Origin of the sequence: Streptomyces sp. NPDC015127, from assembly GCF_043080095.1 — a bacterium.
GTDB lineage: Bacteria > Actinomycetota > Actinomycetes > Streptomycetales > Streptomycetaceae > Streptomyces.
Genome location: NZ_JBIBVE010000003.1, coordinates 495,559 through 506,697, shown reverse-complemented (window position 1 = coordinate 506,697; position 11,139 = coordinate 495,559). Strand labels below are relative to the sequence as shown.

Genomic DNA, 11,139 nt, shown 5'->3' with positions numbered 1-11,139 from the left:
GGTAACTCGCCCGGGGGCACGCGTGTGCAGCGCGGCGCCCCCGGACAACCGCCGCCGCCGGATGACCGACGGCGGCGGGTGATGGCCGAGTGGGGATAGGGCCCGTCAAGCGGTTACTTGACGGTGACTCCGGTCAGCTCGAGGTCGCCGTGGAAGTCGACCTCCACGTTGTCGACGCCCTTGCCGTGGCCACCGTTGATGCGGTAGTACCACAGCGGGATCGCCGGCATCTTCTCGAGCAGCTTCTTCTCGACCTCCTGGTAGCCCTTCACGGACTCCTCCAGGGAGTTGGCCTTGTCGGCCTCGGCCATCATCGCGTCGATCTCCTTGTCGGAGAAGCGACCGTTGTTGGACTCCGCCTTGGAGTGGTAGAGCTCCTTGATGAAGTTCACGTTGACCGGGTAGTCGGCCACCCAGCCACCGCGGTACATCGACTTCACCTGGTTGTTGTCACGGGCCTCGAGGTCCGTCGGGAAGTCCGGCTTGGCGTCGCCGACGCAGTCGACACCGGTCGCCTTGCGGATGGACTCGCAGACCGCGGTCACCCACTCCTTGTGGCCACCGTCGGCGTTGTACTGGATGAAGATCTTGTTGCCGGGGACGCCGCCGCCCTCGGTGATGAGCTTCTTCGCCTTGGTGGGGTTGTACGTGAAGACGTCCGTGCCCAGGTCCTGGTTGCCCTTGACCTGCGGCGGCGTGAAGCTCGTCGCGGGGGTACGGGTGTTGTTCAGGACGGTCTTGGTGATCGTGTCGCGGTCGATCGCCATGGACAGACCCTGGCGGACCTTCGGGTCCATGTCCTTGAACGTCGCGGAGTAGAACGCCGGGACGAGGGTCTGGACCGCCGCGTACGGCTGCTCGATGGCGCCGTCGCCCAGGTCCTGCTTGTACTTCGGCAGGTCGGTCGGCCCGACCTGGCGGATGATGTCCAGGTTGCCGGAGACGACGTCCTGGTACGCGGCCTCGACGGTCGCGTAGTTCTTGAACTGGATGCCCTTGTTCTGCGGCTTGTCCGGGCCCTGGTAGTCAGGGTTCGCGGCGACCTGGATGAGCTTCTTGTGGGTCCACTTCTCGAACTTGTACGGGCCGTTGCCGATCGGCTTCTGGCCGAACGCCTGCGGGTCGTCGTAGAAGACCTTCGGCAGCGGGGCGAACGTCGAGTAGCCCAGCTTGTAGTTGAAGTACGGGACCTTCTCGGTCAGTTCGATCGTGAAGGTGGTGTCGTCCACGACCTTCAGACCGGACATCTTGTCCGACTTCGGCTCGCCCTTCTCCGGGGCCACGTCGGCGAAGCCGGCGATGTCGGAGAACCAGAACGCGTTCTGCTGCTTGTTCTTGATGTTGGCGTACCAGTTCCACGCGTCGACGTAGGACTGCGCGGTGACGGCCTCGCCGTTGTGGAACTTCCAGCCCGGCTTCAGCTTCACGGTCCAGGTCTTGGAGTCCTTCGTCTCCACGGACTCGGCGTTCGTGTAGACGATGTTGCCCTTGGCGTCGAAGTCCAGCAGCTGGGTGAAGAGCGACTGAATCACGTACGAGCCGAGAGTCTCGTTGGTGTCCGCCGGGATCAGCGGCTTCTGCGGCTCACCGACGTCGATCGAGACATAGCCCGCGGGCTTGCCCGAGGCGTTGTTCTTGTCCGAGCCGCTGTCGCTGCCACCACAGGCAGTCGCAGACAGGGCAACGACGATCGCACCCGCGACCCACTTGGCGCTCTTGGCACCGCGCATGGGTTCCTCCTCATGAGTCCACTTGTCACTACAAGAAGGGCACTGGAAGTTGCGCCGACACCCCTGACGACGCTGTGTCAATGCCCCGAGTGTGCTCGTGAGTCGGCGCTCCCCACAGCGCGTGACCCATTGACCCGAGCTCAATGGAGCCAACTATTAAGTACGTCCGGGCGGTAAACCACACTTAAAGGGTCTCGTTTTGACAACATCAGCTGGTGTTCACAGATCGAAATCCGGACAAAGCGAGCACAGACAGACACCCGCGAAACGGACCGTTAACACATGTTCCGGAGAGCGACGGTCGATATGCGGACACTCGGGCGGTGAAAAAGAGTTGACGAACGGCCCGGCCCCCCACAGTGTCTGCGGGGGGCCGGGCCGTTCGGTCAAGACGTGGTAGGTCAGCCGTGCTTGGCGCGCGAGGCGGCGCGGCCGCGCTCCTTCTGGTCGAGGACGACCTTGCGGATGCGCACGGCCTCCGGGGTCACCTCGACGCACTCGTCGTCGCGGCAGAACTCCAGCGACTGCTCCAGCGACAGCTTGCGCGGCGGGACCACGTTCTCCGTGTTGTCCGCGGAAGCCGCACGCATGTTGGTGAGCTTCTTCTCCTTGGTGATGTTCACGTCCATGTCGTCGGAGCGCGAGTTCTCACCGACGATCATGCCCTCGTACACCTCGGTGCCCGGCTCGACGAAGAGCACGCCGCGCTCCTGCAGGTTGATCATCGCGAACGGGGTGACGGCACCCGAACGGTCGGCGACCAGGGAGCCGTTGTTGCGCGTGACCAGCGGGCCGAACCACGGCTCGTGACCCTCGTGGATCGAGTGGGCGATACCGGTGCCGCGGGTGTTGGTCAGGAACTCCGTACGGAACCCGATCAGGCCGCGGGACGGAACGACGAACTCCATGCGCACCCAGCCGGAGCCGTGGTTCGACATGTTGTCCATACGGCCCTTGCGGACGCCCATGAGCTGGGTGACGGCGCCCATGTGCTCCTCGGGCACGTCGATCGTCATGCGCTCGACGGGCTCGTGCACCTTGCCGTCGACCTCCTTGGTGACGACCTGCGGCTTGCCGATGGTCAGCTCGAAGCCCTCACGGCGCATCTGCTCGACCAGGATCGCCAGCGCCAGCTCGCCGCGGCCCTGCACCTCCCAGGCGTCCGGGCGCTCGGTGTCCAGCACGCGCAGCGACACGTTGCCGATCAGCTCACGGTCCAGGCGGTCCTTGACCTGACGGGCCGTGACCTTGCGGTCCTTGACCGCCGACTTGGCGTCGGCGCCCTTGCCGGTGCCGCCGCGGCCGACGAGCGGCGAGGTGTTCGTACCGATCGTCATGGAGATCGCCGGCTGGTCGACCGTGATCAGCGGCAGCGCGATCGGGTTCTCCGGGTCGGCCAGCGTCTCGCCGATCATGATGTCCGGGATACCGGCGACGGCGCAGATGTCGCCGGGGCCGGCCACCTCGGCGGGCTTGCGGGTGAGCGCCTCGGTCATCATCAGCTCGCTGATGCGGACGTTGGAGATCGTGCCGTCCCGCTTGATCCAGGCCACGGTCTGGCCCTTGCGCAGCTCGCCCTGCTCGACGCGCAGCAGCGCGATACGGCCGAGGAAGTTGTCGGCGTCGAGGTTGGTGACGTGCGCCTGCAGCGGGGCGGACTCGTCGTACTCGGGGGCCGGAACGTGCTCGAGGAGCGTGGTGAAGAACGGCTCCAGGCTGTCGCTGTCGGCCGGGACGGTGCCGTCCTCCGGCTTGGTCAGCGAGGCGACGCCGTCACGGGCGCACGCGTACACGATCGGGAACTCGATCTGCTCCTCGGTCGCGTCCAGGTCCAGGAACAGGTCGTACGTCTCGTCGACGACCTCGGCGATCCGGGAGTCCGGGCGGTCCGTCTTGTTGATGCAGAGGATGACCGGCATCTTCGCGGCGAGCGCCTTGCGCAGCACGAAGCGGGTCTGCGGGAGCGGGCCCTCGGAGGCGTCGACGAGGAGGACGACCGCGTCCACCATCGACAGGCCGCGCTCGACCTCGCCGCCGAAGTCGGCGTGGCCGGGGGTGTCGATGATGTTGATGGTGATCGGGGCCCCGCCGGCCTTGGGGTGGTACTTCACGGCGGTGTTCTTGGCCAGGATCGTGATGCCCTTCTCACGCTCCAGGTCGTTCGAGTCCATCATCCGGTCGTCGAGCTGCTCGGCGGCGTGCGCGGCGAAGGCACCGGCCTGCTTCAGCATGGCGTCGACCAGGGTGGTCTTGCCATGGTCGACGTGGGCGACGATGGCGACGTTACGGATGTCGTGGCGCGTGGGCATGCTGGCTGGCGCTTCTCTCGATCGTGGGATCGGGCGTTGGACGGTGGTCCTCGTCCGCCCGCCGGGCGGACACGCCACGGCTCCCCCCATGGTACGGGCACGCCGGGTCAAGGGCTTCCCGGGACGGTAAGGGACGGCCGAAGGAGGCGGGGATCACGCCGCGGAGCGGCGCGAGGGGCATGATCGGCAACGGCCGGGCGAACGGTGGGAGTCGTACGGGTGCCGGGCGGCGGGCGCGCTGCTTGGGGAGCGCGCCGGCTGCTGCCGGCTCCGGGGCGGAGCTGGGTCGGGAGGCGCCATGATCGTGCCCGCCGGCTCGGCCGGCGGGCAAGGGACTTGAGCCACTTCTGAGGTTGGCAAGACACCCCCTAGGGCGTCCGGCGTCACCGGCCCTGGGCCGGGGGCGCTACCGCGCGGCGCCCTCGGACCGGGCCTGCGGCTTCTTGTAGCCGATGTCCTGGTAGACGGGGGTCGCGAAGCCGAAGGCGCCGACGTTGACCAGCGTGGACCGCACGGCGACCAGCTCGGGGCGCTGATAGAGGGGAATCGATCCGGCCGCGGCCCAGATGCGGGCGTCCGCCCGGCGCATCAGATCACGGGCGGCGTCCTCGTCCAGCTCACCGGCCGCCTGGTCGAAGAGCTGGTCGATGTGGTCCGTGCCGACCCGGGTGTAGTTCTGCTCGACCAGCAGCGAGCCGTCCGAGGCGGGCCTGGGCTTGGCGTAGATGGGGCGGGCGTCGGTCGCCGGGTAGGCGCTCGCGGGCCAGGAGTAGAGGGCGAGGTCGAAGTCGCCGGACGCGATGTGGTCCTTGAAGTAGCTCTCGTCGGAGACCTTGCTGATCGTGGTCCGGATGCCGATGCGCCGCAGCATCTGGGAGATCCTCTCCCCCACCGTGCGCAGCACCTCCGAGCCGGGACCCGACGGGAGCACGAAGCGCAGGGTCAGGGGCTTGCCGTCCTTGCCGACGGCTCCGCCGGCCGAGGCCGGCTTGGGGGCGGCGGTGCCGCGCGGGGCGTAGGCCCCGGCCGCGCCCTCGTTCTTCTTCCGCGCCTCGGCGTCCGTGCGGTCCGCGCTCCCGGCGCCGGCGCCGTCGGCGTCGCCGAGCGCCCGCGCCTGCCGCCGCAGGGCGAGGCTCTGGAGCGCGGCGGCCGGGGCGGGGGCGAGGACGTGGGTGCCGGAGGCGGCGGGGTCGCGCAGCCGGGCGTCGGTGGCGGGCTTGTCGTCGCCGACGATGTAGAGGCCCTCGTCGGAGGCGGCGTCGCCGGCGTCGGAGGACTTCCCGTCCGGCTTCTGCCCGTCCTTGCCGTCCTTCTTGTCCTTCTTCTCGGTGGCGTTCCCCGGGCCGCCTGCCGGCTCCGCGGCCTCGCCGCCCGCCTTGGCCGGCCCGGACGTCTTCAGGGCGCCGTCCGGCGTCCAGCCGGCGTCGGCGAGCAGCGCCTGCGCCTCCTGCGTGTTCTGGTCACCGAGCGCACCGCTGTTGTCGCTGTACGCGCGCTGTCCGGCCAGCGCCACGTGGCTGCCGGGCGGGTCGGCGGGCAGCCCGAGCGGCGTCAGCACCGTCTCCGCCAGCTCCTTGCGGTCGATGGCCCGGGCCACGGCCCGCCGTACACGGTCGTCGGACAGCGGCCCGGACTCGCCGTTCATCGCGAGCTGGGTGTACGCCGGCTCCAGCGACTTGCGGACCTGGAAGCCGCGCAGCACCGCCTGCTCCGCCGCGTACTTCGCCTGCGCCCGCGCGGTCCGCTCCCGGGCCTGCCGGGCGGCCTCGGCCAGGCTCTCGTCGGAGCCGTATGCCTGCGCCCAGGACCGAAGCGCTGCGGAGGGCGTGACGTCGGAGCCGGGGCCGTGCGCGAGCGGCTTGCCGCCGCGGCCGGCGTCCTTCGCGGCATAGGAGATACGTTCCGCCGCGGACCGGTCGATGTCCGCCACGTCGAGCGTGCCGGAGGTGAGTGCGGCGAGCCGCTCCTGCCGCGGCACGGCGGCGAACACCAGGGAGTCGAGCTTGGCCTGCCGTCCCCACCAGCGCGGATTGCGGACGAGGGTCGTGGTGGCGCTTTTGTGGTCGATCTTCTTGACCGTGAAGGGTCCGGCGGTCAGGGCGAGCCTGGCCCGGGCCCCGTCGTTGAAGGCGCCCGGCGTCGCCGTCACCTCCTTCGGGTACAGCGGGGTGAACAGCGCGCGCCAGTCGGCGTAGGGCTTGCTGAAGGTGACCTTGACCTCGAGGTCGTTGCGGCCGCGCTCGATCCGCTCGATCCGCTCGTAGCCCGCGTTGCGGGCCGTCCAGTACGCGGAGTCCTTGCCGCTCAGCGCGCGCCACTGGGCGAGGAAGTCGGGTGCGCCGATCTCGCGGCCGTCGCTCCACACCGCCTGCTGGTTGATCTTGTAGAGAACGACCTGCTTGGGCTCGCGCTCGACGATCTCGGCCGATTCCAGATAGTCGGGGTTGCGCTCGGGACGGCCGCGCTCGTCGAGGACGAACAGGGCGGGCAGCACGGCCCCGGCGATCCGGCTCGTGGTGGCGTCCGCGTCGGCCTGGAAGGCGTTCAGCGTTGCGGGCACCGAGTCGACGGCCCAGCGCACGGTGCCGCCGCCGGCCGTCTTGTCCCGCGCGGCGGGAGCGATGTCCTGGGCCACGGGCTTGCCCGTGTTCTCGTCGTCGCCCGAACCGCAGCCCGCGAGGGCGGGCAGGGTGAGCACACCGCTGGTGAGCAGCGCAACGGAGCGGAGCTTTCGGGAGCATGTCCGCCCGCGGGGGGCCTCGACCTGGGACATGGCTTGTACCTCTTAGTCCTGGTTCGCCGATTTGGAGATGATCACACCGATTCCCCCACTGAAGTGGACGAGGGTGGCGAGCCGGAGCCGACACGACGGAGATCCGTCGAAGGTCACCCGCGCGGGTCAACCATGAATGCCGCATAAACGTGCACAAAGGAACAAAATGGGGGGAGCGAGACACCAACCACAAGGGGCGCGCCGGCAGCGCGTGCGCCGGGAATCCCTGCACGTCCCTTCACAAGCAGGGATGTGACGCGCGACACTCTCAGGCGCATGAACGATGCCACCGCACCCTGCGGAAGTGAGGACACGTCATGTCCCAGCAGGAAGAGATGACGGCGATGCAGCAGCGCATCGACGAGCTGGTCCAGCGCGTCGGGCAGCTGGAGCAGACCGTCGATCAGCTGCGGGTGTCGGGCCGGGCCGAGCCCGGCGGCCGGCCGAAGGAGCCGAGCCGTCCCGAGCTGGTCACCATCCCGGACACCCCGTACAACCACGCCCTGTGGACGGACACGGACGACGAGGGGCTGGGCGCCCGCGATCGGCACGCGCCCTGACCGGCCCGTAGTCCGGACCTCACCCGATCCCACTCCACCCGGAGTCTTCGTTGGCCACAGGTACCGAACCACCACAAATCCATAAGGGCGTGCACGGCCGGACGCGCGCCGCCATCGGCCCCCGCCACCTGCGGACGGACCGCTGGTGGCTCGCCCCGGCCATGACCGCCGCCGGGCTGCTCGCCTTCATCGTCTACTCGACCTGGCGCGCGTTCGCGAACGCCGACTACTACGCGGCGCCGTACGTCTCGCCGTTCTACTCGCCCTGCCTGGCGGAGAACTGCGTGCCGATGCGGGCGGGACCGAACTGGGAGATCTTCGGCAGCTGGTGGGGCCTGTCGCCCGCGCTGCTGATCCTGGTCTTCCCGCTCGGCTTCCGGCTGACCTGCTACTACTACCGCAAGGCCTACTACCGGGGCTTCTGGGCCTCGCCCCCGGCCTGCGCCGTCGCCGAGCCGCACACGAAGTACACCGGCGAGACGCGCTTCCCGCTGATCCTGCAGAACATCCACCGGTACTTCTTCTACGCCGCCCTGCCCGTCGCCGGGATCCTCACCTACGACACCGTGCTCGCCTTCCGCGACGAGCACTACGCCTGGGGCCACATGGGCCTCGGGACGCTCGTCTTCGTGGTGAACATCGTGCTGATCTGGGCGTACACCCTCTCCTGCCACTCCTGCCGGCACATCGTCGGCGGCCGGCTGCGGCACTTCTCCCGGCACCCGGTGCGCTACCGCCTGTGGAGCTGGGTCGGCAAGCTGAACGTCCGGCACATGCAACTCGCCTGGGCGTCGTTGTTCAGCGTCGCGTTCGCCGACCTCTACGTGTATCTCGTCGCGTCCGGCGCCTTCGACGATCCGCGCTTCTTCTAGGGGAAGGTGCCAAACGACATGACACAGCTCGAACGGCAGCAGTGGGACGTCGTCGTCGTGGGCGCGGGCGGCGCGGGTCTGCGCGCCGCCATCGAGGCGCGCGAGCGGGGCGCGCGTACGGCCGTCGTCTGCAAGTCCCTGTTCGGCAAGGCGCACACCGTCATGGCTGAGGGCGGCATCGCCGCCTCCATGGCCAACGTCAACGAGCACGACAACTGGCAGGTCCACTTCCGCGACACGATGCGCGGCGGGAAGTTCCTCAACCAGTGGCGGATGGCCGAACTGCACGCCCAGGAGGCCCCGGACCGGGTCTGGGAGCTGGAGACCTGGGGCGCGCTCTTCGACCGGACGAAGGACGGCCGGATCTCCCAGCGGAACTTCGGCGGCCACGAGTACCCGCGCCTCGCCCACGTCGGCGACCGGACCGGCCTGGAGCTGATCCGCACGCTCCAGCAGAAGATCGTCGCCCTCCAGCAGGAGGACTTCAAGGAGACCGGGGACTACGAGTCCCGGCTCAAGGTCTTCCAGGAGTGCACGGTCACGCGGGTGCTCAAGGACAGCGACAAGGTCAGCGGGGTCTTCGGGTACGAGCGCGAGTCCGGCCGTTTCTTCGTCCTGGAAGCGCCCGCCGTGGTGATCGCGACGGGCGGTATCGGCAAGTCCTTCAAGGTGACGTCGAACTCCTGGGAGTACACCGGCGACGGGCACGCCCTGGCGCTGCTCGCGGGGGCGCCGCTGCTCAACATGGAATTCGTGCAGTTCCACCCGACCGGCATGGTCTGGCCGCCGTCGGTGAAGGGCATCCTCGTCACCGAGTCGGTGCGCGGCGACGGCGGGGTGCTGCGGAACTCCGAGGGCAAGCGGTTCATGTTCGACTACATCCCGGACGTGTTCAAGGAGAAGTACGCCGAGTCCGAGGAGGAGGGCGACCGCTGGTACGACGACCCGGACAACAACCGGCGTCCGCCCGAGCTGCTGCCCCGCGACGAGGTCGCGCGCGCGATCAACGCCGAGGTGAAGGCGGGCCGCGGCTCCCCGCACGGCGGGGTCTTCCTCGACGTGTCGACCCGGATGCCGGCCGATGTCATCCGGCGCCGGCTGCCGTCGATGTACCACCAGTTCAAGGAGCTCGCGGACGTCGACATCACCGCCGAGGCGATGGAGGTCGGGCCCACCTGCCACTACGTGATGGGCGGGATCGCCGTCGAGTCCGACACCGCTGCCGCGGTGGGCGTCCCCGGCCTGTTCGCCGCCGGGGAGGTGGCCGGCGGAATGCACGGCTCCAACCGGCTCGGCGGAAACTCCCTCTCCGACCTGCTGGTCTTCGGCAGGCGGGCCGGGCTGTACGCGGCCGAGTACGCCGGGGCCCAGGCCGTCCGCCCCCTCGTGGACGAGGCAGGGATCGACGCGGCGGCGGCCGAGGCACTGCGCCCGTTCAGCGCGGAGGCGTCCGAACCGGGGGCGCCGCCGGAGAACCCGTACACGCTCCACCAGGAGCTCCAGCAGACGATGAACGACCTGGTCGGCATCATCCGGCGCGCGGGCGAGATGGAGCAGGCGCTCGACAAGCTCGCCGAGCTGCGGGTGCGGGCGCAGCGGGCCGGCGTCGAGGGGCACCGGCAGTTCAACCCCGGCTGGCACCTGTCGCTGGACCTGCGCAACATGCTGCTCGTCAGCGAGTGCATCGCGCGGGCCGCCCTGGAACGCACCGAGAGCCGCGGCGGCCACACCCGCGAGGACTGCCCCGCGATGGAACGCGACTGGCGCCGGGCGAACCTGCTGTGCCGGCTCGCCGATCCGAGCGGGGAGAGCGCGGCCACCGATCCCGAACGCGGCCAGATCGTCCTGGAGCGCAGGACGACCGAGCCGATCCGACCCGACCTGCTCGGCCTCTTCGAGAAGGAGGAGCTGGTCAAGTACCTCGCCGAAGAGGAGCTGACCGAATGAGCACGTACGACGCCCGGTTCCGGGTGTGGCGCGGCGACCAGGGCGGCGGGGGGCTCACGGATTTCACCGTGGAGGTCAACGACGGCGAGGTCGTCCTCGACATCATCCACCGCCTCCAGGCCACCCAGGCGCCCGACCTCGCGGTCCGCTGGAACTGCAAGGCGGGCAAGTGCGGATCGTGCAGCGCCGAGATCAACGGTCGGCCGCGGCTGATGTGCATGACCCGGATGTCGGTGTTCTCGCGTGAGGAGACGATCACGGTCACCCCGCTGCGGGCCTTCCCCGTGGTGCGGGACCTGGTGACCGATGTGTCCTTCAACTACGAGAAGGCGCGCGAGGTCCCGTCCTTCGTGCCGCCGCCGGGCGTGGCGCCGGGCGAGTACCGGATGCAGCAGATCGACGTGGAGCGCTCGCAGGAGTTCCGCAAGTGCATCGAGTGCTTCCTGTGCCAGGACACCTGCCATGTGGTGCGCGACCACGAGGAGAACAAGGCGGCGTTCGCCGGTCCCCGCTTCCTGATGCGGATCGCCGAACTGGACATGCACCCGCTGGACGCGGCCGCCGGGTCGGGACTCGACCGCAGGACGACGGCCCAGGACGAACACGGCCTCGGCTACTGCAACATCACCAAGTGCTGCACGGAGGTCTGCCCGGAAGGCATCAAGATCACGGACAACGCGCTGATCCCGCTGAAGGAGCGCGCGGCGGACCGCAAGTACGACCCGCTGGTGTGGCTGGGGAACAAGATCCGGCGCCGGGAGGGCTGAGCGGGCCCGGCGCCGCCCCGGCGGCGGGCCCCGGCGGCGGGCGCGTTCGGGCGTCCGCCACGGTCCCCGTGCGACGCCGCAGCAGGAGGTCCGCGCGGCGGTCGTGCGGTCGCGGCCTTCCCGTACCGGGCATAGCCTCCCGAATGTGACAGGTACCGCCGCCCGGACTCTCCTCGCCGTC

General features: G+C 69.4%; 7 protein-coding genes. 4 read left to right on the top strand and 3 right to left on the bottom strand.

Going from position 1 to position 11,139, the window contains the following annotated elements; translation table 11 throughout:
• Positions 1 to 113 precede the first annotated feature (113 nt).
• The 3 genes from ACF08N_RS08555 to ACF08N_RS08545 form a co-directional block, all read right to left on the bottom strand.
• Positions 114 to 1,730: an ABC transporter substrate-binding protein gene (locus tag ACF08N_RS08555; RefSeq protein ID WP_392323823.1), complete on the bottom strand. Its 1,617-nt coding sequence runs from the start codon at positions 1,728 to 1,730 to the stop codon at positions 114 to 116.
• Positions 1,731 to 2,131: 401 nt separating this feature from the next.
• Positions 2,132 to 4,039: a translational GTPase TypA gene (gene typA / locus ACF08N_RS08550; RefSeq protein ID WP_100108909.1), complete on the bottom strand. Its 1,908-nt coding sequence runs from the start codon at positions 4,037 to 4,039 to the stop codon at positions 2,132 to 2,134.
• 406 nt (positions 4,040 to 4,445) lie between these two features.
• Positions 4,446 to 6,812 carry an ABC transporter family substrate-binding protein gene (locus ACF08N_RS08545; protein ID WP_392323822.1) on the bottom strand — a complete coding sequence of 789 codons (2,367 nt, stop codon included), beginning with the start codon at positions 6,810 to 6,812 and terminating at the stop codon, positions 4,446 to 4,448.
• 317 nt (positions 6,813 to 7,129) lie between these two features.
• Here ACF08N_RS08545 and ACF08N_RS08540 point away from each other — a divergent pair, with 317 nt between their 5' ends.
• Genes ACF08N_RS08540 through ACF08N_RS08525 form a run of 4 tightly spaced genes read left to right on the top strand, consistent with a single transcriptional unit; the run spans position 7,130 to position 10,958 of the window.
• A complete protein-coding gene (locus tag ACF08N_RS08540) occupies positions 7,130 to 7,372 on the top strand; it encodes a hypothetical protein (protein WP_392323821.1) in 243 nt (80 codons plus the stop codon).
• 50 nt (positions 7,373 to 7,422) lie between these two features.
• On the top strand, positions 7,423 to 8,244 hold the full coding sequence (locus ACF08N_RS08535; RefSeq protein WP_392323820.1) for a hypothetical protein: 822 nt from the start codon (positions 7,423 to 7,425) through the stop codon (positions 8,242 to 8,244).
• A gap of 18 nt (positions 8,245 to 8,262) precedes the next feature.
• Positions 8,263 to 10,191, top strand: coding sequence for a fumarate reductase/succinate dehydrogenase flavoprotein subunit (locus tag ACF08N_RS08530; protein WP_392323819.1), 1,929 nt, complete (start codon positions 8,263 to 8,265; stop codon positions 10,189 to 10,191).
• The gene (locus ACF08N_RS08525) at positions 10,188 to 10,958 is read left to right on the top strand and encodes a succinate dehydrogenase/fumarate reductase iron-sulfur subunit (protein WP_392323818.1); all 771 of its coding nucleotides are present in this window, start codon (positions 10,188 to 10,190) and stop codon (positions 10,956 to 10,958) included. The genes ACF08N_RS08530 and ACF08N_RS08525 overlap by 4 nt, the downstream gene beginning before the upstream one ends.
• Positions 10,959 to 11,139 lie beyond the last annotated feature (181 nt).